18 protein-coding genes, 1 rRNA gene, 2 pseudogenes and 1 CRISPR repeat array (1 of these 22 running past the window's edge) are annotated in these 21,218 nt (G+C 58.0%); of the genes and pseudogenes, 8 read left to right on the top strand and 13 right to left on the bottom strand.

The genetic code is table 11. The annotated features are described in order from the left end of the window. A CRISPR array of direct repeats spans positions 1-889; the repeat unit is 37 nt; unit sequence GTTTCCGTCCCCTTGCGGGGAAAAGGTAGGGATCAAC; it reaches 585 nt to the left of the window's first position. A 335-nt stretch (positions 890-1,224) separates the two neighbouring features. Next, positions 1,225-2,313 carry an alanine dehydrogenase gene (gene ald, locus ACVWYY_RS08930; RefSeq protein WP_457440297.1) on the top strand — a complete coding sequence of 363 codons (1,089 nt, stop codon included), beginning with the start codon at positions 1,225-1,227 and terminating at the stop codon, positions 2,311-2,313. Between the two features lie 37 nt (positions 2,314-2,350). Here ald and ACVWYY_RS08925 read toward each other — a convergent pair whose 3' ends face one another. The 6 genes and pseudogenes from ACVWYY_RS08925 to rpsN all read right to left on the bottom strand — a co-directional run bounded on the left by ACVWYY_RS08925 (position 2,351) and on the right by rpsN (position 7,094). Continuing rightward, positions 2,351-3,124 (bottom strand): ABC transporter permease, encoded by a 774-nt coding sequence (locus ACVWYY_RS08925; protein WP_414356055.1) that lies wholly within the window; start codon positions 3,122-3,124, stop codon positions 2,351-2,353. 76 nt (positions 3,125-3,200) lie between these two features. After that, positions 3,201-4,019 carry an ABC transporter ATP-binding protein gene (locus ACVWYY_RS08920; RefSeq protein ID WP_457440319.1) on the bottom strand — a complete coding sequence of 273 codons (819 nt, stop codon included), beginning with the start codon at positions 4,017-4,019 and terminating at the stop codon, positions 3,201-3,203. Between the two features lie 15 nt (positions 4,020-4,034). After that, a pseudogene (locus ACVWYY_RS08915) lies at positions 4,035-4,223 on the bottom strand (DnaJ domain-containing protein); the annotation flags it as partial. Between the two features lie 558 nt (positions 4,224-4,781). Then, positions 4,782-5,961 (bottom strand): annotated as a pseudogene (locus ACVWYY_RS08910) (RNA-guided endonuclease InsQ/TnpB family protein). A 137-nt stretch (positions 5,962-6,098) separates the two neighbouring features. Then, complete coding sequence (locus ACVWYY_RS08905) at positions 6,099-6,731, bottom strand: ribonuclease D (protein ID WP_457440295.1); 633 nt, start codon at positions 6,729-6,731, stop codon at positions 6,099-6,101. A 57-nt stretch (positions 6,732-6,788) separates the two neighbouring features. Next, positions 6,789-7,094: a 30S ribosomal protein S14 gene (gene rpsN / locus ACVWYY_RS08900; RefSeq protein WP_011432985.1), complete on the bottom strand. Its 306-nt coding sequence runs from the start codon at positions 7,092-7,094 to the stop codon at positions 6,789-6,791. A 196-nt stretch (positions 7,095-7,290) separates the two neighbouring features. On the opposite strand from rpsN, the gene ACVWYY_RS08895 reads away from it, so the two are divergent. Continuing rightward, positions 7,291-7,605, top strand: coding sequence for a hypothetical protein (locus ACVWYY_RS08895; protein WP_457440293.1), 315 nt, complete (start codon positions 7,291-7,293; stop codon positions 7,603-7,605). A 20-nt stretch (positions 7,606-7,625) separates the two neighbouring features. Here ACVWYY_RS08895 and ACVWYY_RS08890 read toward each other — a convergent pair whose 3' ends face one another. Continuing rightward, entirely contained in the window at positions 7,626-9,164 is a 1,539-nt protein-coding gene (locus tag ACVWYY_RS08890; RefSeq protein ID WP_457440291.1) for a YcjF family protein, read from the bottom strand. Positions 9,165-9,247: 83 nt separating this feature from the next. Further along, positions 9,248-9,739, bottom strand: a complete 492-nt coding sequence (locus tag ACVWYY_RS08885) for a cytochrome c oxidase assembly factor Coa1 family protein (RefSeq protein WP_414331736.1) — start codon at positions 9,737-9,739, stop codon at positions 9,248-9,250. 520 nt (positions 9,740-10,259) lie between these two features. Between ACVWYY_RS08885 and ACVWYY_RS08880 the strand changes: the two genes are divergently transcribed. Then, positions 10,260-10,574 (top strand): hypothetical protein, encoded by a 315-nt coding sequence (locus ACVWYY_RS08880; RefSeq protein WP_457440289.1) that lies wholly within the window; start codon positions 10,260-10,262, stop codon positions 10,572-10,574. Positions 10,575-10,825: 251 nt separating this feature from the next. Here the strand turns inward: ACVWYY_RS08880 and pcrA are convergent, their stop codons facing one another. Further along, positions 10,826-13,186, bottom strand: coding sequence for a DNA helicase PcrA (pcrA, locus tag ACVWYY_RS08875; RefSeq protein ID WP_457402621.1), 2,361 nt, complete (start codon positions 13,184-13,186; stop codon positions 10,826-10,828). 132 nt (positions 13,187-13,318) lie between these two features. On the opposite strand from pcrA, the gene ACVWYY_RS08870 reads away from it, so the two are divergent. Then, positions 13,319-13,951, top strand: coding sequence for a hypothetical protein (locus tag ACVWYY_RS08870; RefSeq protein ID WP_457402619.1), 633 nt, complete (start codon positions 13,319-13,321; stop codon positions 13,949-13,951). Positions 13,952-14,081: 130 nt separating this feature from the next. Continuing rightward, on the top strand, positions 14,082-14,726 hold the full coding sequence (locus ACVWYY_RS08865) for a hypothetical protein (protein ID WP_414375245.1): 645 nt from the start codon (positions 14,082-14,084) through the stop codon (positions 14,724-14,726). 3 nt (positions 14,727-14,729) lie between these two features. Here ACVWYY_RS08865 and dapF read toward each other — a convergent pair whose 3' ends face one another. Together dapF and psbN are read right to left on the bottom strand one after the other, a co-directional pair. Then, complete coding sequence (gene dapF, locus ACVWYY_RS08860) at positions 14,730-15,599, bottom strand: diaminopimelate epimerase (RefSeq protein ID WP_457402617.1); 870 nt, start codon at positions 15,597-15,599, stop codon at positions 14,730-14,732. A 26-nt stretch (positions 15,600-15,625) separates the two neighbouring features. Then, positions 15,626-15,757: a photosystem II reaction center protein PsbN gene (gene psbN / locus ACVWYY_RS08855; protein ID WP_011432995.1), complete on the bottom strand. Its 132-nt coding sequence runs from the start codon at positions 15,755-15,757 to the stop codon at positions 15,626-15,628. A gap of 210 nt (positions 15,758-15,967) precedes the next feature. On the opposite strand from psbN, the gene psbH reads away from it, so the two are divergent. Beyond that, positions 15,968-16,171 carry a photosystem II reaction center phosphoprotein PsbH gene (gene psbH / locus ACVWYY_RS08850; RefSeq protein WP_414331336.1) on the top strand — a complete coding sequence of 68 codons (204 nt, stop codon included), beginning with the start codon at positions 15,968-15,970 and terminating at the stop codon, positions 16,169-16,171. Positions 16,172-16,265: 94 nt separating this feature from the next. On the opposite strand, the gene ACVWYY_RS08845 is transcribed toward psbH, so the two are convergent. Next, entirely contained in the window at positions 16,266-17,354 is a 1,089-nt protein-coding gene (locus ACVWYY_RS08845; RefSeq protein WP_457402735.1) for a PQQ-dependent sugar dehydrogenase, read from the bottom strand. Positions 17,355-17,568: 214 nt separating this feature from the next. Between ACVWYY_RS08845 and ACVWYY_RS08840 the strand changes: the two genes are divergently transcribed. Continuing rightward, a complete protein-coding gene (locus ACVWYY_RS08840; RefSeq protein ID WP_457402615.1) occupies positions 17,569-20,031 on the top strand; it encodes a glycoside hydrolase family 31 protein in 2,463 nt (820 codons plus the stop codon). Between the two features lie 223 nt (positions 20,032-20,254). On the opposite strand, the gene ACVWYY_RS08835 is transcribed toward ACVWYY_RS08840, so the two are convergent. Next, complete coding sequence (locus ACVWYY_RS08835; protein WP_011432999.1) at positions 20,255-20,722, bottom strand: peroxiredoxin family protein; 468 nt, start codon at positions 20,720-20,722, stop codon at positions 20,255-20,257. Between the two features lie 285 nt (positions 20,723-21,007). Between ACVWYY_RS08835 and ACVWYY_RS08830 the strand changes: the two genes are divergently transcribed. Then, positions 21,008-21,218 (top strand): 16S ribosomal RNA (locus ACVWYY_RS08830); the annotation flags it as partial.

The following is a 21,218-nucleotide window of genomic DNA, read 5'->3' as shown; positions in this document are numbered from 1 at the left end:
CTGAAGCAGATCGGGTTCGGAATGTTTCCGTCCCCTTGCGGGGAAAAGGTAGGGATCAACCGCACGCAATACACGTTTCGCACCTGCCGTTCCAACACGAGTTTCCGTCCCCTTGCGGGGAAAAGGTAGGGATCAACCAACCATTTCTATTCACCCAATGCCAAATAGGTGAAGTGTTTCCGTCCCCTTGCGGGGAAAAGGTAGGGATCAACGTCAAGTACTTCCTTGAAGTCGAGGCACCGAGGTTTGAAGTTTCCGTCCCCTTGCGGGGAAAAGGTAGGGATCAACATGGCCATAACGGCTATGTTACCGAGTACGTGTACGTCCCGTTTCCGTCCCCTTGCGGGGAAAAGGTAGGGATCAACTTGTAGTAAATAACTAGGAGGTAGTTATGACTCTTCGTTTCCGTCCCCTTGCGGGGAAAAGGTAGGGATCAACTCCCAGCAATTTGATACGCATATATCCTCCCTTTTCGTTTCCGTCCCCTTGCGGGGAAAAGGTAGGGATCAACGCATGACACCCGCCTGCGGGATATTCTCAAACAAGATTTGCAGGTTTCCGTCCCCTTGCGGGGAAAAGGTAGGGATCAACTCATCTCACGTCGAGTGAACTGGCATTCCATGATCAACCTGTTTCCGTCCCCTTGCGGGGAAAAGGTAGGGATCAACAATTGTGCCACTGATGGGCTCACATGAGCCCGATAGAGTTTCCGTCCCCTTGCGGGGAAAAGGTAGGGATCAACCTCGGGAGGAATTCAAGTGGTTGATTGACCACATGGTTTCCGTCCCCTTGCGGGGAAAAGGTAGGGATCAACTAGACTACTTCAAACTAGTAAATGCTCGATTTAATCCCGTTTCCGTCCCCTTGCGGGGAAAAGGTAGGGATCAACCCTACCCCCGGAAAAGCTTGAATCCATGCAGTTTTCAAGGTGCGTTCGCGAGGGAGTACGGAGACTTCGTGACATAGATATTAACATTGCTCTTGGGGATAAGCGCAAGCAAGAAAATTGGGCTTTCTGAGGCTGTTATGTCTTGTTTTCGTGCCAATCATGGCAAGAGATCTAGGTTTGCGCTTGAAATCTTGAGCTAACAAAATTAGCCTGGCGATTGCTTGCCCCGACAGATCGCGCACAAAACTTTACAATTTTCGCTCTCCTGCTCAGGCCAGGGATCCCATTGCGGGGAGAGTCTGTCTAGACTGGAAAGCAGCCCTACGGGGATCCCTATGCGAATTGGCGTGCCCAAAGAGATCAAAGAGCAAGAGTTCCGTGTCGGGCTGACACCGGCGGCGGTGCGGGCCTTAACCGAACAGGGGCATCAGGTGTGGGTGGAGACCCAAGCAGGCCAGGGGGCGGGCTTCACGGATGAGGACTACCAAAAAGCGGGGGCCAAGCTGGCTGTCACTCCTGAGGAGATCTACCGGCAGCAGTTGGTGGTGAAGGTCAAGGAGCCCCTGCCGGCTGAGTATCCTCTGCTCCATCCCGACCTTATTCTGTTCACCTATTTGCACTTGGCCGCCAGCCGCGAGCTGACCCAGGCGCTGTTGCAATCGGGGGCCACCTGCCTTGCCTATGAAACGGTGGAATTGGCAGATGGATCCCTGCCCTTGTTGATGCCCATGAGCATGATTGCCGGGCGGCTCTCGGTGCAATTTGGCGCCCATTACCTCACCCGACAGCAGGGGGGGCGGGGCGTGTTGCTGGGCGGGATCCCGGGGGTGCCGCCGGGGCGGGTGGTGATCCTGGGCGGGGGAACCGTGGGCACCGAGGCGGCCAAAATGGCCGTAGGCTTGGGGGCGCGGGTGCAGATTTTGGACATCAACCTGCAGCGGCTGAACGAGCTGGAGCTGATTTTTGGCTCGCGGGTAGAGCTGCTCTACAGCACGGCCCAAAGCGTGGAAGAGTGTGTTCGCGAGGCCGACCTGGTGGTAGGGGCAGTGTTGGTGCCGGGAAGGCGGGCCCCGGTCTTGGTGGGAGAAGAGCTGGTGGCCCAAATGCGTCCTCGCTCCCTCATTGTGGATGTGGCGGTGGATCAGGGGGGGTGCATCGCCACCACGCGGGTTACCACCCATGCCCAGCCGGTTTACGAAGCCCACGGGGTGTTGCACTACGGCGTTCCCAACATGCCCGGAGCCGTTCCCTGGACTTCGACCCAAGCGCTGGTCAACGCCACACTCCCCTACATCCTCAAGCTGGCCAACCTTGGCCTGGCCGCTGCTTTGGAACAAGACTCGGCCTTGGCCAAAGGGCTCAACATCAGGGCAGGAAAGATCGTCCACCCGGCAGTGCGGGCCACTTTTCCAGATTTGGGCTAGCTTGTTCAGGCATCGGTGGGATCCCCTGGAGCAGATGCTACTGTCGCCAGGACAGGACATAGCGCTCCAAAGCCGCAAAAAAGGTGTAGAGCAAAATGCCCATAATGCCGAGGGCAACCAAACCCGCAAAGGCCAAAGGCACATCAAAAGAAGAGCTGGCCGACACGATCAGGTAGCCCAGCCCCTGGTTGGAAGCCACCGTCTCCGAGATCACCGAGCCGACAAAAGCAAAGGAGATGGCCACCTTCAACGAGGCAAACAGGTAGGGCATGCTGTGGGGTAGCCCCACCTTGGTGAAAATCTCCCAAGAGCTGGCCCCCAACGAGCGCAGCACATCCCGCATTTCGGCTTCCACCGTCTCCAGCCCCACCGCCACATTGACCGCAATGGGGAAAAAGGCCAGCAAAAAGGCCGTGATCACCGCCGGGATCAGGCCCAAGCCAAACCAAATCGCCAGCAGCGGCACCAAAGCCACCTTCGGGATGGTGTTAAACCCCACCAGCAGCGGGTACAAACACAGATGGGCCAGGCGGGAGCTGCCGATGATCGATCCCAGCAATATCCCCCCCACCAAAGCCAGCGCAAAGGCCAGCAGCGTCGAAGTGAGGGTGGTTAGGGAGTGACGCAGAATCACCGGGCTCCACTGGTTCATGGCTGCGAGGATCTGGGTGGGCGCCGGCAGAATGAAGCGAGGAACGTTGAACAGCCCCACCCCCACCTGCCAGAGCACAAGGGTCAAAACGATGGTGACAGCGGGCAAGACCACAGAAGCCGTTTGGGTCTGCAAAAATCGGTCAAATGATTTTTTCATGGGATCCCTCGGCAGAGATGCGTGGTAACCTGTCCAGCAAACCTTTCCAGATTTTTTGGATCAAGGGCTCTTTGGCCTAATAGCTGCGCCGAATGTGCTGGCGCACTTCCGAGACCAAGCGGTGAAACTCGTCCGTCAGGCAGATCTCCAGCGGGCGTGGACGGGGCAGATCCACTTTGAGGGAAAAGATGATCTCGCTAGGCCGTGGCCCCATCACATAAATGGTATCGGAGAGGAAAACCGCCTCCCGCAAATCGTGAGTGATCAAAATGGCGGTGCAGCCGGTGCGCAGCCACAGCCGCTGCAACATTTCCCACATATCCTCGCGGGTAAAGGCATCCAAAGCGGCAAAAGGTTCGTCCAACAACAACAGCTCCGGCTGATGGATCAAAGCGCGGCACAGGGAAGCCCGCTGCCGCATTCCCCCAGAAAGCTGCCAAGGATAGGCTTTCTGAAAACCCTCCAAGCCCACGGTGGCCAGCAGCTCCAGCGCCGACTTCTCGTGCTGGGCCAGGTTTTGCTTGAAGGTGCGCTTGTAGGGCTCTACCACCTCCAACGGCAGCAACACGTTCTCCAGGGTTGTGCGCCAGGGCAGCAGCACCGGGTTTTGAAAGGCCATGCCCACACTCTTCAGGGGGCCGGCGATGGGCTGCAACTGAAAGTAGAGGGTGCCGCCATGGTCAGTGTTCAGGCCGGCCATCATCTTCAAAAGAGAAGTCTTGCCACAGCCGCTCGGCCCAACAATGGAGACAAACTCCGAGTGGGCAACAGAAAAGCTGACGTCGCGGATGATCGTGACTGGGGATCCCTTGGTGGGGTACTGCAGCGAGACGTGGCGCAACTCCAGAACGGGCTTGCCCGAAACAGCGGGGGAAGATAACCCACTTTGAACCACCCTCTGCGACTTCTCTGGATCAGAGAGCACCTCGTAGGCTTCGTTGATCTCCTTAAAGCGTTCCTCTGCCGCCTTGTTGCCGGGGTTCACGTCGGGGTGATACTGGCGGGCCAGCTTGCGATAGACGCGCTTGATTTCCTCGGCAGAGGCATCTCTGCTGACGCCCAGGATCTTGTAGTAATCCTTGAAGTCACTCGCAGCCATAGGCTCACCCCTGCAAGGTTAGGTTAGAGTTTTTCGGGCTATTCTCAGGATATGAGGTTGCAGCTAAAAAATTGGAGCAGACCCAGAACACGTACAGGCAGAGCGGCGAGATGGCGCTTTACTGTGCTCTCGCTACTTCGGAAACTTTTTGGGCTAGGTCTTGCGTTTGGAGAAGATCCCTTTCTCATCTCGTGTGAAAATTTGCTTGACCTTTTCCCAAGCTTTGAGGAGTGCATTGGTGGAGTTATTGCCCTCTCGTTTGGCTTGGTTGTAGGCTTCCACTCCAACATTGACTCAACTCCAATGATTTTCATAGTGGCCCAAGTGAGGGCTGATCCCCCTGATCCAGACAGATGATGGCGGGAGCAATGAGGGTTGCAGGCCGGTTTATCTCGATTGGTATGGCCAACCCCATCCCCACTACATCAGAGAGAGGGGCAGCCAGCTGTGTTGCCAGATACTTTGTGGGCCGGTGAGGTCCCCCCATGTTCAGCTTCAGGAGATGTGGGATCCCCGAGGGCCCGGTCATCGAAGACAGTAAACTACCCGACACCCGTGCTATGCGCAGGGTGCGGGCTTTATCCCAATCCCTAGCGGCCCCAGAGGACAGCTAAGTTTCGGAATTTCAGGCGAGTTTACAGTCGCCCCAAGGAGAGAGATTACTTGAGCAGCGTTATGGTCAGCATCCCCTTCCCACCCACAATGCCCACACTTGAACGACTTACCATTGCGGTAGGACTTACCCCGCTCAGGGTGGATGTGCAGGCATTTGTGGCAGGTCTGACTGGTGTAGGCAGGCGGCACCAGCACCACAGGCACTCCAGCAATGGCAGCCTTGTAGGCTACAAACATCCTGAGCTGGTAGAACGCCCAGTTGTTAGTCCTGCGCCGCTCAGCCTTACTTCGAGACTTCTGATTCAGGCAATCTCTGATGCCTGTCAAGTCTTCAAAAGCCAGTGCCGCACCAATAGCCTGGGCATCCCTGACCAAGGTTTTGCTGATGTTATGGTTCAGCCATGTCTGGTAGCGCCGTTCTCTCCCAGAGAGCCTTCTCAGCAGTCTCCTAGAGCTGCGAGTGCGTTTGGATTGAACCTTGGCGCGTACACGGCTGAACCGGTCACGGACGGCCTGGATGTGCTCTCCACTCCAAGAGCGTCCGTTGCTAGCGGTGGCGATATCTCGCCTGCCCAAGTCAACTCCGATTACCTTTGGAGTTTTGCCAGTCGGGGGAGTATCCAGCTCAACAGCAATGTTGATGTAGTAGTCCCCTTGCTTGGTCTTGGACAGGGTTGCACTTGTTGGCTCCTGGCCTCGCAGAAGCGCCATCTGGTAACCACCGATCTTGAGCTTGAGCCAAACCCGTCCGCTCATCAGGGTCACGCCCACGGCTTGGTCGGACTCTCGGTACTTAGGCTTGGTCGGACTCTCGGTACTTAAAAGTACGAGCGTCCAAAGTCAGACTGGTGGGGCGGAACTTGTGGACTTGCTTCACCGCTTTGGCGTTGCTAATCACACGGCGGAGCGCTTGACAGACGTGATTAGCCTTCAGCCCCGTAGCCGCTCTTACCGGTCGATAGACCAAGTGGTGCAGTTTGGCGGTATTCCAGCACTTCTCGCGCTTGGCGGTATCCAAGATCTGGTTACAAGCGTCAGCAAATCTCTGCAAGGTGCGGTCAATCTCTTGACGCAACTCTACAGGGACTATCAGCTTGCAACGTACAGAGATAGTCTGGCTCATGGGCCTATCGTAGCTCATCCAGACTTTGACCAGCAAACCTATATAGAGGAGGACTTTCCTCCCGACACCAAGCCTGCGGCTATGGTGCGGGCCTCCAGCCCGAAAATTCGGTGACTGTCTATCAAGTAAAGCCCCGCCTACTGATGTTCGAAGACGTTACTGAAGCCCAACAGATCCAGCTCTACCAAAGTAGGCAAATGTTGGAAACACTGCTGCGCCAACTCCCAGCGTTCTTCCCGCCGTAACATCTCCGCCAACTTGTGGCGCACCGGAATCAAATAGCGAACATCGTTGGCGGCATATTCCAGCTGTTCGGCGGATAGCGCGTGGACGGCTCCCCAATCGGAGCTTTGGGCAGTTTTGTTGAGTTCGACCCCGCACAGCTCGCTCACCACATCCTTGAGGCCATGCTTGCTGGTGTAGGTGCGGGCCAGTTTGCTGGCAATTTTGGTGCAAAAGACGGGCCACGCCCGGATCCCCAGGTGATAGCGCAGCATCGCCAGGTCAAAGCGGGCGTAGTGGAAAATCTTTTCAATGTTGGGATCCGTCAGCAGCCCCGCCAGAAGGGGGGCCTGCTTTACTCCACGGCTCAACCGCAACAACACCACCTCACCGGCGGAGTTGGCGATTTGCACCACGCAAAGCCTGTCCCGCTGCGGGATCAGCCCCATTGTTTCTGTATCCACGGCCAGGTAAGGTTCCCTGGCCAGGGCCTTTGCCACTGCAGGGGTGAGATCTTCGTCACAGAGCTGAAAAGGTTGCAGGCCCACTCAGGATCTCTCAAAAGGGTGTTTTGGCTGCATAACCAAGCGGCGAAGGCCAGGCAACTACCAGCTAGACTTGACCACACCTGGCAATAAGCCTCTGTGGGCCATTTCCCGCAGGCTGTTGCGGCACAGGCCGAAATCGCGGAAGTAACCCCGGGGACGCCCGGTTTTCCAGCAGCGGTTGCGCAGGCGTGTGGGCGAGCTGGCCCGAGGGAGTTTTTGCAGTTGGGCGTGCAGCTCCATGCGGGTGGCCTGGTCGATGTTGGGATCGGCCATGGCTGCTTTCAGTTGTTGGCGCTTCTCCCGATACTTCTCGACCAAGCGTTGGCGCTTTTTCTCCCGCTCGATCATGCTCTTTTTAGCCACGGCTCACTGTTTCCCCAGATTTTTCAGCTTTACTAGAATAACGGGGAGCAGCGGCCCCAAGCAAGGGGATCCCAGGCCCGCCCACGGCCATCCTCGCCAATGTTCATCACTCCTTTTCCGGTCTCCGTAGGATCCCTGAGGCCAGCCCCTCGGCTTGGGGGCAACCTACCTCTATAGGCGAGGTTGGTGTTGGGTGATGGCCATTTCCAGAGTGATCCCGTTTATCGCCGCCAAGTTTAGGGTTTCCCCAGAGCAGATCGAGGCCACGCGCGGGATTCTCCCCAAGCCCCCGGCTCTGTTGGCGGTGCTCAAGTCCGCTCCTCCGCTGCCCAAAGAGGTTTTGCAGGATCCCAGTTTGGCCTATATCTATCCTGCCGCCTTCATTCAATGGTCGAAGTGCATGCATGGCTTGGCGGATTGGGACACTGGGCCGGCACTGAGCTACGCCGATTATGTGGCGCAAATGGAGCTGGCCTTTATGCCGACCGATATTGCCGTGAGTGGCTGCTAGGGATCCCTTGGGCTGGCCCTTTAGTCTTTGCTCATTCCATTTCGGAAGATGCGCCGAGAAGCCTCGCGGACAAACTCTTTGAGCCAACCGGATTTTTGGGTATTTTGCACCTGGGCTTTGACCACCGCCTGCATCCCCCCTTCTCCCCAGCTTTGGTTGTGCTGGAAATACTCAATGAAGCTCTTGCCGGCAATGCGGGTGAGATAGCCAGCACTGGCTGCCTGAATGGGGGCTGTCGCCAGAAAACCGACGACGCTCACTTCGGCAACGGTGGCCAAGATCCCCGTGGTCAGTTGGATCGCCCCTTCCACCAAGCCCAAGCCCGCTAGGGTTTTGGCCAGAGACAAGGCCAGCTCCCGCCCCTGCTGCAGGTTCATTTTGCAGCCGTAAAGGGATCCCAGTTCCACCACCATCTGGGCGTTGATGGCGGCAATGGCCAGCAGATCCACCGCCGGGATGGGGTTGGCAAATACCACCCCTGTAACAATCCACTGAAAGCGATCGATCACTTCCTCGGCTTGGCGGCGCAGTTGGGCTTGGAGAATCCGTTTGGCCTCTTCCCCCAACTGTTGCGATTGCAGCAGAGCATTGTCCAAGGCCAGGGATCCACCTTCGGCATAGAGCACTGCCTGCACGCGATCCCGCACGGCGGCCACATCCGGCTCCGGTCGCCAGGTTTGGGATCCCACCCGCACAGGGGCTGGAGCAGCGGCAGCTATCAACACATCCTGAGGTGGAATCAGGGGGTAGACCCGCTCCCGCAGGCGTTGCAAGAGGATCTGCCGTTCTTCTGAGGTGTAGCGATCCGCTTTGTTCAGGATCAGCAAGGCCCGCTTGCCCAGGGCGATCAACCGGCGCAAGGGATCCACCTCCGACTGGCGCAGATCCCCATCCACCACCACTAGGAGCAGATCGGCAGCTTGGGCTTGGGCTTGCGCCTCCTGTTCCCGCATCACCCCTGCCGGGCCGATCTCCAAAATGCCGGGGCAATCCAGGATCTGCACCGGCTGCGGGATCCCAGGCAAGTTCCAATCGTAACAAGCCACCGCCTGGGTGGTGCCCAGCGTGGCCCCCACCGCCCCCGCCCGCCGCCCCAGCAGCGCGTTGACCAAAGAAGTCTTGCCCGCCGACCCGGTGCCGAAGACCACCACCTTCAGCTGGGGCTGGGCCAACTGTTGGGCCAGCAGAGCCGACCGCTCCGCCAGCGCTGCCCGCGCCACTTCATCCTGGATTTGCGCTAGCTGCGCCTCCAGTTGGGCCAAGTTCTGTTGCGCCGCTTTCCGCTTTTCCAAAGCCGTCTCCGGCAAGGCAAGGGGTTGGGTAATTTCCCTCCTGCTGGGGGCGGGTTGGCGAAACAGAAACAAGTAGTAGATGGCAGCGGCCAAAAACACCAGCAGCAGCAGCAGCAGCACCCCAATCAACAGCCCCCCCAAAATCGGGTGGTAGCGGGTGGCGTAGTACAGATCGAGAAACGATTGGATCAGCCAGACGATCAGCCCGGTGAACGAGGCCAACAGCGCCAACAGCAGCAGCAAGCGCAGGTAAGGGAGCGACCGCATAGGGATCCAACAAGGCCACAACCGTTCGCGTCAGCGGGACGGAGTCCTTTTGACTCTACCCGCGGCTGAGGATATCCGGCTACCTAGATGTCGCCTTCTGGCTGCAGGGGCAGGGCTTCTCCATCCGACTCTTCCTTTTCACACCGAGATTCCCCCTCGATGACCTGAATGGCCTGCGGATCCCCGTCAACTTTCACTTGCAGATGGCGCAACTGCCATGCCGAGCCGGCCATGCCCCGCTCCGATTCCACCACCACATCGCCGGTGCGCTGGGCCCCTGTAATCAAAAAGAACAGACACACCCAACCGGCTTCCTCATCTTCCTGAAAACGCAGCCGCGAGGGCCATCCCGGCCTCAGGGGCTCTCCCAAACGTTCCACCACCACGGCATTTTGTTCGAGCTGCTCCACCGCCAACTGGTAGGTGCGATAGGCTCCTGAGGCACGGATCCCATTCCAGACTAGGATCCCTGCCCCCGCCAGCCCCAGGCCCAACACCGCCAGCAGGCCCAAACAGCCGCAGCCACAGCAGCCCAGAGGGACAGCACAGCCGACTTTTTGTGGAGTTTCTGACACAGCCCATTGCCACCCTAAAATGCCCCCACCCTAACACAAGGCTGTTGCTCATCCTCTATGCCTGCGTTGCCGACAAGGTACAGACAAAAAGCCAAGCAACCCTACGCCATTTGTCGGTGACGAACATCGCTTCTCAGTTCCGTATTGCCACAGATATCTGTTACGGCCTCAAGCAACAGCTCGAAAAATCATGGGATCAGCACCTCTTTGGCCAGTTCAAGCAACTCACTGTTGAGTCTAATTTTGTACTGCGGTGAGGATGGGATCCCTACGTATCCAATTGTTGGCTCTGCTCCCACTTCGATTAGAAAGGCTTGTGACACAAAGATTTCAAGCTTTTCGCCTACACGGAATCCGGATGGCTCAGAAGGTCAATAGGTATCTGGAAAGCCCTATTTCCGAGCACCGAGAAAGAAGACAAAGTGCGCGCATACCGAATCCGCTATTTGGCGGAGTCAATATCAGAGGGATTTGTCGAGAATAAGAGCAGCAAAAGGTCTCCATCCAATCGCCTAAACCTATGGATGAAGCGACAACCATAACCGTGCAGCAGATCATTCAAACCGCCATGATGACCGGTTTGCTCACCGCTGCTCAGGAACACGAACTTAACGTAAGGCTATTTCGAGAGGAGTGCTCCGAAGCCGACCTCTTCCTGCTGCGCCGTCTACACCGCTGCCTACGCCAGGGATCCATCCGCCAGATCCCGGCCCTGAACAACACTGTAGCGGTTGGCCGCTTTGGCCCGCCCCTGCGCCTGGTACCGGACAGAGCCGAGACAACTCAGTCCCAGCCGACTGGGTTAAACCTGGCGAGGGATCCCAAGACCGGGTAGTCAAGCAATTACAAGCAATTAGTGACGAGGGGGCAGAGGTAAGGTCGAGGGTTGGGCAACGGTCAAATCAGGGAAAGGAGGAGCTGAGGTTTTGCTTTCCCCGTCGTGCAGCAACACATATAAAGCAAACACATATAAAGCAAGGGATCACCAACGACGTCAACGGCAAGGCAATCTCGAATGAGCTACGGACTTCTACAGCACTTCCCTTTGCCTCTCTTCATCGCTGGAGCCCTTCCGAGTTCAGCCGCTTAGCTGAGCTTTTGAATAGGAGCGATACGGGGATCCAAGATTTTCTGTTGACCGATAGCGGGAAACCTCACCGCAATCGTGACCCGTTCACCACTGCCGAACACATGGGTAATCTGGCCTTGTCCGAATTGGGGATGTTGCAAACGATCTCCAATCGCCCACTGTTCTGAACGGCTTTGGCGGCGATTGGGCCTGGCCTTGGGTGCATCTGAAAGGGACAGTCCACTGCCGTGGGAGAGCTGTCGAGAAACGGCTCCGCGTCTGTCGAATTCGATTAACTCTTGGGGCAGTTCACTTAAAAATACCGAAGGAATAGCTGGTTCGCGGTTGCCGTAGAGCATCCTTTCCCTGGCGTGGCTGATATACAACTGCTCACGGGCACGGGTAATGCCCACATAGCAAAGGCGTCGTTCTTCTTCCAAGGCAGCGGGATCCTCCAAAGCCCGGAAATTGGGAAACAGACCCTGCTCTACCCCCACCAAGAACACAACAGGAAACTCCAAACCTTTGGAAGAGTGCAACGTCATTAGCGAAACTTTCTCAGCGCCTTCCTGAAGGTTATCTAAGTCGGAAGCCAAAGACACATTGCTCAAAAAAGCCTCAAGGCTGGGATCCTCCTGTTCTTCCTCGAATTGGCGAGCGGCATTGTAAAGTTCCATCACGTTGGCCGCTCTTTCTTCGGCTTCGTCTGTACCCTGCGCCTTGAGATCCTCCAAATAGCCGGAATCCCTTAGCAACCCTTCGATAAGGGTGGCGGCTGAAGTCTGAGAAGCCTGTCGATGCCAATGCTGAATCAGCTGAGCAAACTGAATGACAGGCCTAGCCAAACGACCCACCAAGCTACTTACAGAGGTTTCGTCGCTGAGAATTGCCCACAAAGGCACGTTGAGAGCCGCCGCCGCTTCGGTCAGCTTGTCCAGGGTGGATTTGCCAATGCCACGGCGCGGCACGTTAATAATTCGCAGCAGGCTAAAGGAGTCGGCAGGGTTAGCCACAACCCGTAAATAGGCTAGGACATCCTTAATTTCTTTGCGGTCGTAAAATCGCAGTCCGCCCACCACCGTGTAAGGGATCCCCCACCGCAGCAAGACCTCTTCAAAAGGACGGGATTGAGCGTTGATGCGGTAGAGAATGGCAAAATCTCCCCAGGAAAAAGCATTGGCATTTTGGCCGTGTAATCGTCGGATGGTATTGACAACAAACTCGGCCTCTGCAATCTCATCATCCGCCTGATGAAGAAAAATCGGATTTCCTTGCTGACGGGTTGGCCTGAGAACTTTATCAATGCGCTCTGTATTTTTCTCGATGAGGGCGTTGGCCGCCTGCAGAATGGTAGCTGTAGAGCGATAGTTCTCCTCCAGCTTGATCATGGTGCGGGTATCATCGTCCGGAAGACCATCGCCAAAGGTCTCTTGAAACTCCAGCAAGATGGTAAAATCTGCCCCGCGAAACCGATAGATGCTTTGATCGGCATCTCCCACCACAAAGATCGATCGGTTTCTCCAATCCAACCGAGATCTGCAGGTCTCGCCGTTGGTGGCCAACAGACGAATCAACTCATACTGAGTGCGGTTGGTGTCTTGGTATTCATCCACCAAAATGTGTCGAAATCGTTGGTGCCAGTAAGCCAACACCTGCTCGTTTTGTCGAAAAAGCTGCACTGGTATCCAAATCAAGTTATCAAAGTCCAGAGCATTGTTGGCTGCCAGTTGGTCTTCATAGATTTCGTAAACTTGGGCAATGGTACGGCCACGGAAGTTGGGCTGATTGCGCTCCAGGTCGGCAGGAGTCCAACCTTGGTTTTTGGCATTGCTAATGGCGTAGCGTACCGACCTTGGGTCAAACTTGCGCTCATCCAAGTTCAGTTGCTTGGTTACAATCTCCTTCACCAGAGATTGGGCATCTGATTCATCGAAGATCGAGAAGTGGCGAGTCCACTTGCGCCCCTTGGGATCCTGATATTTTTCGATCTCCAGGCGCAGGATCTGGGCAAATAAGCTGTGGAACGTGCCAATCCAAAGAGGCTTAATCCAGCGGTGGTAAACAGCAGATTTTAGTCGCGTTGCCTGGGCCGGCTCCAATTCCTCTAAGGGGATCCCAAATTGTTCTTGAGCTTCTTGTTCGGCAAAGAGCTGCTCAATGCGCTCTTTCATCTCACGGGCGGCCTTGTTGGTGAAGGTCACGGCCAAAATTTCTCCTGGATCCACCCGATAGTGGCGAACCAGGTAGGCAATGCGGTGGGTGAGGGCGCGCGTCTTGCCGGAACCTGCCCCCGCCACCACTAGCAGCGGGCCACAAAAGTGTTGCACCGCTTGCCGTTGAGAAGGGTTGAGGGCATCCAGCAAAGAGGCGTGAGTCATGGCCAGCAAACCAGAAACTGCCTTCCATTATGGGCACCAACCCAATGGGGATGAGAAGCCCAGAGGGCATTTTGGAGCACCAAAGATGAAGATCGGTTAAGATTTGGCCGGCCCGCTCCAGAGCTCCCCGCCATGAACCGAGTGCTGTCCTGCTGCTGTGCCCCGGCTAACCGCTGCTGGCTTTGCGTTCAAAAGAGACTTGTGGCTTTGGGGTTTGCCACCCTTGCCCTGCTTTCTCAAGGTGCGTTCGATCCCGTTCAAGCCGGCAACTGCCCCAGCAATGGTAACCGTGATGAATCTCTGGCTTTCAAAGTGGAGAGCGTTTTCGGAGGGCAGCTTGACCTAAGTCGGTATGAGGGCATTCAAGCGTTGATCTTGACCAACAGCCAAACCCGCTCGCAATCGGAAGCCCTCTCCAAAAGTTTGGCCCTGGAGTTTGGGCAAAACCCTCGGCTGCGCCAGATCGTGCTGGTGGATGGCAGGGGGCTGCTGCTGGTGCGCCACTTGGTTTTGCAGGCCATCCGGGAGAGTGTACCGACGGATCCCCGCCTGGTTTCTCCGTTTGTGTATGTCTCGGTCGATTTTGAGGGAGAAACCATCCAGAAGCTGCAAGAAATAGCCGCTGCAACCTTGCCTGGGATCAATTTTCGCCAACAGGCCGCTTTGCTGCTTTTGGACGGCCAGGGAACTCTTCTGAGCGGATTTGCCGACTTGGAGCGATCCAACCTCAGCATTCGCCGGTGCATTCGCACCCTCATCGGATAGTCCCACCTCCTTTTCACACCGGGAACGTCTCTTTTCTGCCGCTCTGGCCCAACCGTTAGACTGGTCATACCGGTCATGTTGAAGCTTTGAGTCAACCGGTCGAACGACGGCTCTCTGTTCGCGGGATCCCATGCGCCGCCAGCTCAAAATCTTGAACCAAATCCTCGATTACAAGCTTGCCAACTTGCGGCTGTTTGGCCGAGCCGAGCTGAAGGGGCCTGTTCTCAACGTGCTGCTGGAACGGCTGCCGGGCGATGTGGTGGATACCCTGCAGGTGATGGAGGTGGTGCGCAGTGCGGTGGAAGCCTCTCTGCTGCAAGGGTTGCGCAAGGTCAACGTTTACCTTTGGTGCCGCGGACAAACTGAAGAAGCGCCGGAGTGGAGCGAAAGCTTTGCTGTAGAGCCATTGGTCTTGGCCCACCCCAAGGAGCTCCGAAGCCTTGCTTTCAACTATCGACAAGACTATCCCGGCATGCGGGTGCTGTTTTTCTGCCTGGGCCTTTGTCTGGGCGGCTTTTACCTGTTGGGGGGCTGGGAGCAGACAGGTTGGATCGATTGGATCCCCGTAGGACTGGCCTTCGCCTTGGGGGTGATCTTCCCCTGGCTCAAACGCTCCCTCAGCCAGTTTGTACACCCTCTATTTCTCCGCCTTGGCCTGGGCTTGGGCTTGGTCTTATTGGGCCTGGCAGTGGCGCTGATCTGGCGGCAGGGCTGGAGCGTTGCCTATGGGATCCTCGGCCTCCTGGCCATCCTCCTGTTGGGTCTGGGAGCCTAGTTCTCAACCGGCAGTGGTGCCGCTGAAGACGTGTAGGGCAGGGCCGGTCATCCACACGTGCTGTGTGCTCGGATCCCAGCGAATTTCCAGATTTCCTCCCGGCAGTTCTACTGTAGCTTGCGATTCTGCGCGCTCCTCCAAAACAGCAGCCACCAAAACAGCACAGGCACCCGTCCCACAAGCCAGCGTTGCCCCCGCTCCCCGCTCCCAAACCCGTAGGCGCAGACGAGTCGGGCTGAGCACCTGCACAAATTCGGTGTTGGTGCGCTCAGGAAAGGCCGGATGATGCTCAAACAGGGGGCCCACAGCTGCCAAGTCCAGCTCCTCCAGGGATCCCTCTCCTTCCAGGAAGACCACACAATGGGGGTTGCCCATGCTCACCGCCGTCACCCGCCACTCTCGCCCGGCCACTGCAAGCGGCTGCCGAATGACCTTCTCCTCGGGTTCGGCCAAGGTGGTGGGGATCTGCCTGGCCAAAAGGCGAGGGATCCCCATGTCCACTGTGACCAGCCCATCTGCCCGCACCTGCGGCACGATTCGCCCCGCCAAGGTGTGGATCTGGTAGGCGCCATCCCGACCTGGGATCCCCAAGTCCTGCAGAAAGCGGGCCAAACAGCGGATCCCATTGCCGCACATCTCCGCCTCGGAACCGTCGCTGTTGAAGAGGCGCATGCTGAAATCTGCCCCCTCCTGCCCTGGCAGCAGGAAGATAACCCCATCGGCTCCCACCCCAAAGCGGCGATTGCAAAGGGCAACGGCCTCTTCTGGGCTCAAGCAGGGCTGAGACTGCCGGCGGTTGTCCACCAAGATAAAATCGTTCCCCAATCCCTGGTACTTGTGAAAGGAGAGACGGGGGATCAGCCGAGCAGACATTTACCCAGATATCCCAACGACAAGCTTTAATCCTCGTGCATCTCGTAGGGATCCTGCAAGTCCTTGGAAGGGGGGCCAAAGGCCGTGTAGATGGCAAACGCGGTGATGCAGATGGTGACTGCCGCAATCGCCACAATTAGGGAAAAGGTGGGTTCCATATCTAAGTCTGAGTCCTCAGATCCTGAGAGCGTTCGACTACAGTATTACACAAGTTTACAATTCATTGCTCAAGGCAAAAGGGGTTGGCCAGATTCTGATAGCGTGATTTTAATGGGGTGGCTGTCTGGGCGGTGCCGAGCACCAGGGATCCGCCTTCGAGCCTGCTATCTTCGACTTCGTCAACGTGTTCGGTTTCTAAGCGAGAACCTATGGCCATTCGTACCAAACTGGGCGATCTGCTGCGTCCCCTCAACTCGGAATACGGTAAAGTGGCTCCCGGCTGGGGCACCACGCCCCTGATGGCGGTCTTCATGGCCCTATTCGCCGTCTTCCTGTTGATCATCCTGCAGATTTACAACAAGTCGCTGCTTTTGGAAGACATCAACGTTTCTTGGGAGAGCCTCAGCTTCTGAGTTCCCCAGCCCTACTCTGGGGAAAGTCCCTGTCCCGCCAAAGAGCTGCCCAGCGGGAGCAGGATAGTTTCCGTCATCTCCTAAGCCGATGCCTTCAGGGTGCTGGCTCCAGGCGCAGCAGGGATCCATTCGGGGCGTCCGTCAACAGGTAAAGGAGTCCATCCGGCCCCTGCCGCACATCGCGAATGCGGCCCACCGCCCCCTCTAAGAGACGCTCTTCTGCCACCACGCGCTCTCCATCCAGTACCAAGCGCGCCAGGTGTTGCCCGGCCAGCGCCCCCACAAATAGGTTGCCCCGCCATTCGGGGAAAGCCTCCCCTGTGTAGAAAGTCATGCCGGAAGGGGCAATTGAGGGTGTCCAGTGCAGCAGGGGCGAAGCCAATCCAGGAGCTGCCGCCAGTCCTTGGCCGATAGGTTCCCCCGTATATTCTCGACCGTGGGTGATCAAGGGCCAGCCGTAGTTGACGCCGGGGGCCAAGATGTTGATCTCGTCCCCACCCTGCGGCCCATGTTCATGGGACCAAATTGCCCCTGTTTCAGGGTGGCGGGCCATTCCCTGAATGTTGCGGTGGCCATAGGTAAAAGTTTCCGGCAAAGCCCCTGCTTGGCCGACAAATGGGTTGTCCGCCGGGATCCCGCCCGCATCCGTAATGCGCAACACTTTACCGGCAGAATCCCCCAAATCTTGGGCTCGATCCCGTTCTCCCCGGTCGCCGGTGCTGATGTAGAGAAATCCCTGTTCATCAAAGGCCAGGCGGGAGCCAAAGTGCTGTTGAGCGGGGGTCTTGCGCTCCATGTCGAAAATCACCTCCAGATCCTGGAGTCCCTTCTCCCCCAAGCGGGCCCGCGCCACTCGGGTTCCCCCGCCGCCCGGCCCAGGAGCGGCATAGGACAGGTAAATCCAGCCGTTCTCCGCGTAATTAGGGTGCAAGGCAATGTCCAGCAGGCCCCCCTGTCCGCGGGCAAATACTTCTGGCACACCGGCTATGGGCTGGGGATCCAATCCCTGGGGGGTAACTCGGCGCAGCCGCCCTGGGCGTTCGGTAACCAAGAGAGTTCCATCCGGCAAAAAGGCCATCCCCCAAGGGTGCTCCAAACCCTGGGCCAAAGTAACCACCCGAAACGCTTGCTCCGTTCTGGCCCTGGGCAAGGCTTGGGCATGATCCCCCTGTTGCAGGGTCATCACCATCTCCGGGCTGACCGGGTAGGCCGCCACGACAGCGGGGACGGACACCCCCCCAAAAAGCAGCAGTGAGGAGAGAAGCTTGATCGCCGGGATCCTCATGGCCATTGCCGCCTCGTTTTCGCGATGGATTCTGGGGTCTGAGCTAGTCGATTATTACCGCTGCTCTTCTGGAGATGGGTACCGATGAGGGTAAAACCCACTGCGGACCAGAGTGGGCAACCCCCTGTCCCCTCCCGGCCATAGGCTAGCCTTGAGAGCAGCAATCTGTCTCCAAAGCATGCTGGAACCTGGCGAGATCTTGGGACTCGATCCCGCGGGCGCGAACGGCCAATCCCCCGCCCGCCCGCCCCAAAGGCCAACCTGCGGATCCCTGCAGCAGCTCCAGCCCCACTCCAGAGGGATCCACCTCATCTGTGCCCAGGGCCGCTGGTCTATGCAGGTGCTCACCCCCCGTCTGTTTCGGCTGCGCTTTAGCCCCAGCGGAGCGTTTTTGCCCCGTCGTTCCTGGGATGTGGCTCCAGCCGATGAAGAGTGGCCGCCGGCTCCCTTTGAACTGCAGGAAAGCTCCACCCAAATCCACCTGTCCACCTCCCAGGTGCAAGTTCAGATCGATCGGGATCCCCTCCGGTTCAGTTTTCAAGACTCTCAAGGGCAAGAGTTTTGCGCCGATGTCTCCTCTGGGCTTACCTGGGGATCCGATAGCATCCGCCTGGTCAAACACCTCCACCCTGCCGAGCACATCTATGGCCTAGGGGAACGGGCGGGGCTACTCAACAAACGGGGTCGGCGCTACAGCCACTGGACTCGCGACTGCTGGAACTACGACGCCCACAGCGACAATCTCTACCAGGCCATTCCCTTCGCCCTGTTTCTTCGCCCCAACCTCTGCTACGGGCTCTTCCTGCACTGCACCCACTGGAGCCAGTTCGACCTGGGCCAGATCGATCCCGAGCAGTGGGCCATCGAGGTGCGCGCCCCCGAGCTGGATTACTACCTGATCTACGGCCCCACCCCGGCCTTGGTGCTCGAGACCTACACCCAACTCACTGGGCGGCCTCCCCTTCCTCCCCTCTGGGCCTTGGGCTACCAACAGTGCCGCTGGAGCTACGCCAGCGCCGCTCAGGTTCAAACCGTTGCGCAGCAATTTCGCCAGCGGCAGATCCCCTGCGACGTCATTTACTTGGATATCGACTACATGCGCGGCTACCGCGTCTTCACCTGGGATCCCCGCCGCTTCCCCGAACCGGCCCGGCTCATGGCCCAACTCCACGAGGCTGGCTTCCGGGTGGTAGCCATTGTGGATCCCGGCGTCAAGTTCGAGCCCGAAGCCGACTACGCCGTCTTCGACGAGGGCTTGGCCCAGGATTTCTTTATCCGCCGCGCCGACGGCCACCTCTTCCATGGCTACGTTTGGCCAGGCAAAGTCCTCTTTCCCGACTTCTTGCGCCCCGGAGTGCGGCAGTGGTGGGGATCCTGGCAACGGGTTCTCACCCAAGCCGGTGTGGATGGCATCTGGAACGACATGAACGAGCCGGCCCTCAACGACCGCCCCTTTGGAGACGGCGGCCAGATCGTCGATATCCCCCTCGATGCCCCCCAAGGCCCACCCGACGAACCCACCACCCACGCCGAAGTTCACAACCTGTACGGCCTGCTGATGACACGCGCTTCCCGTGAAGGCTTGGAACAGCTCAACCCCAACCGGCGCCCCTTCGTGCTGACCCGCTCCGGCTTTGCTGGGATCCAGCGCTGGGCTGCCGTCTGGACAGGCGACAACCAATCCTCCTGGGAACACCTGGAGATGTCCCTGCCCATGCTCCTAAACCTGGGCCTGTCGGGAGTTAGCTTTGTCGGCGCGGACATCGGCGGCTTCGGTGGCAATGCCACTCCCGAGCTGTTTGCCCGTTGGATGCAAATGGGAATTCTTTACCCCCTCATGCGCGGCCACAGCGCCCTGGGCACCCGCCCCCACGAGCCCTGGAGCTTTGGCCTCGAAGTGGAAACCATCTGCCGGCAGGCCATTCAGTTGCGTTACCAGCTGCTGCCCTACCTCTACAGCCTCTTTTGGGAGTCCAGCCAAACCGGATCCCCCATCTTGCGCCCCCTTCTCTACGAGTTTCCCGACGATCCGCAAACCTACGAGATCTCAGATCAAGCCATGCTGGGATCCGCCCTCCTAGCTGCCCCTGTGGTTCGGCCTGGCGTGCGGTGCCGCGCTGTTTACCTACCCCAGGGCACTTGGTTTGATTGGTGGACAGGTCAGGCCCACACCGGCCCCCGCTACATTCTCGTCCCTGCCCCTCTCGAACAACTGCCGCTGTTTGTGCGGGGTGGCTCCGTTCTGCCTTTAGCTCCCCCCTGCCCGTCCACCGCCCACCTGCGCCGTGACCAACCGCACCTCAAACTCTACCCCGGCAACGGCAGCTTCACCCTCTACGAAGACGACGGGGAAACCCTCGCCCATCGAGCAGGAGCCTGGGCCACCACCCTCTTCCGCTTGCGACAGCAAAATGGCCAGCTCATTCTGGAGATCGAGGCCCGCCAGGGCAACTGGAGCCCGCCCCAGCGTAGCTGGCTTCTGGAGCCCCTTGGCCACACTCCCCTCTCCCTGCCGGACACCGGACAGCCGCAACGGGTTCTCTGGCCCACCCCAGAGGATCCCCCGTTTAGGTGACATACTCCCATCACTGACCCTACAGGTACAGCGTGGGCTTCTCGCTTCATCGGGGAGCTACTGCAAGAACCCTCTGCGAGCAGACACGGGATGCCCCACCGCGTAGTTGCACCAGATTCCGGCAACGCCGTTTTGTACAACCATGTTGATTATAGTACAGAATATATCCGCCTTTCATCCCGACCCTCCTGCTGTTGCAGAGAGTGCGGGGCTTCCCGGCGAGCTAGCTAATCGCCCTCACGGCCTCCAGCAGCTCCCGGTTGTCTCGCTTGAACAAGGGCAGCCACTCCACATGCTGGTAGCGTAGGATCCCTTGGCTATCCACCAAAAAATAGGCCCGCCGCGTCCCCAGCAGGCTGTCCACCCCGTACTGCTGGCTCACGGTTCTGTCCACATCGCTCAGCAAAGGAAACTCCAGCTTAAGCTGCTCGGCAAAGGCTTGGTGCCTGGAGAGGGGATCGCTGCTGATCCCCAAGATCTCGCAGCCCGCGGCCCGGAAAGCTTCCCAATCCTCCCGAAAGCAACGCATCTCGCTCGTGCATACCGGGGAAAAATCCGCCGGGTAAAAGGCCAGCAACACCTTGCTCTTGCCCCGGTAGGCCGCCAGTGAAATCTGGGCTCCCTTTTGGATCCCTTTCCCCACCGCAGGCAAGCTAAAGTCAGGAGCAACAGCCCCAATCACAATCCCCATAGACCCGTCTAACCCAATCTGAGCTCACTTCAACAGTCTAACGGTGGATCCGGATCCCTTCTGGCTTCAAAAAATTTTGGGTTGGATATCTTGACGTGGGAGTGGTGGTGGGGATAGGGTAGTAAAGCGCTGATGAGGCCACCCAGCCCCGGCGCCCCAGAACCTTGACAAGTAACTCGTTCAGTCAACCATCGCCAAGCAGCACAGCAGGCTCCCTGAGTCGGCTGGTGGCTGCATATTCAACCCTGTCAAGTTTCCATTTTTCCAGAGACAAGCTCTTGAATTGACACGGAGAGTTTGATCCTGGCTCAGGATGAACGCTGGCGGTATGCTTAACACATGCAAGTCGCACGGACACCTTCGGGTGTTAGTGGCGGACGGGTGAGTAACACGTAGGAATTTACCCTCAGGCGGGGGATAACAGCTGGAAACGGCTGCTAATACCCCATACAGGCGGAAGCTGAAAGGAGCAATCCACCTGAGGATGAGCCTGCGT

Source organism: Thermostichus sp. MS-CIW-34, from assembly GCF_054060435.1.
The sequence above is the reverse complement of the archived record's forward strand: the minus strand, read 5'-3'. Positions and strand labels throughout refer to the sequence as shown.

Coding starts and splice junctions, on each gene's coding strand:
- ald (WP_457440297.1), top strand. CDS start 1,225: ATGCGAATTGGCGTGCCCAAAGAGATCAAAGAGCAAGAGTTCCGTGTC.
- ACVWYY_RS08925 (WP_414356055.1), bottom strand. CDS start 3,124: ATGAAAAAATCATTTGACCGATTTTTGCAGACCCAAACGGCTTCTGTG.
- ACVWYY_RS08895 (WP_457440293.1), top strand. CDS start 7,291: ATGGCCATTTCCAGAGTGATCCCGTTTATCGCCGCCAAGTTTAGGGTT.
- ACVWYY_RS08890 (WP_457440291.1), bottom strand. CDS start 9,164: ATGCGGTCGCTCCCTTACCTGCGCTTGCTGCTGCTGTTGGCGCTGTTG.
- ACVWYY_RS08880 (WP_457440289.1), top strand. CDS start 10,260: ATGGATGAAGCGACAACCATAACCGTGCAGCAGATCATTCAAACCGCC.
- pcrA (WP_457402621.1), bottom strand. CDS start 13,186: ATGACTCACGCCTCTTTGCTGGATGCCCTCAACCCTTCTCAACGGCAA.
- ACVWYY_RS08870 (WP_457402619.1), top strand. CDS start 13,319: ATGAACCGAGTGCTGTCCTGCTGCTGTGCCCCGGCTAACCGCTGCTGG.
- ACVWYY_RS08865 (WP_414375245.1), top strand. CDS start 14,082: ATGCGCCGCCAGCTCAAAATCTTGAACCAAATCCTCGATTACAAGCTT.
- dapF (WP_457402617.1), bottom strand. CDS start 15,599: ATGTCTGCTCGGCTGATCCCCCGTCTCTCCTTTCACAAGTACCAGGGA.
- psbN (WP_011432995.1), bottom strand. CDS start 15,757: ATGGAACCCACCTTTTCCCTAATTGTGGCGATTGCGGCAGTCACCATC.
- psbH (WP_414331336.1), top strand. CDS start 15,968: ATGGCCATTCGTACCAAACTGGGCGATCTGCTGCGTCCCCTCAACTCG.
- ACVWYY_RS08845 (WP_457402735.1), bottom strand. CDS start 17,354: ATGACCCTGCAACAGGGGGATCATGCCCAAGCCTTGCCCAGGGCCAGA.
- ACVWYY_RS08835 (WP_011432999.1), bottom strand. CDS start 20,722: ATGGGGATTGTGATTGGGGCTGTTGCTCCTGACTTTAGCTTGCCTGCG.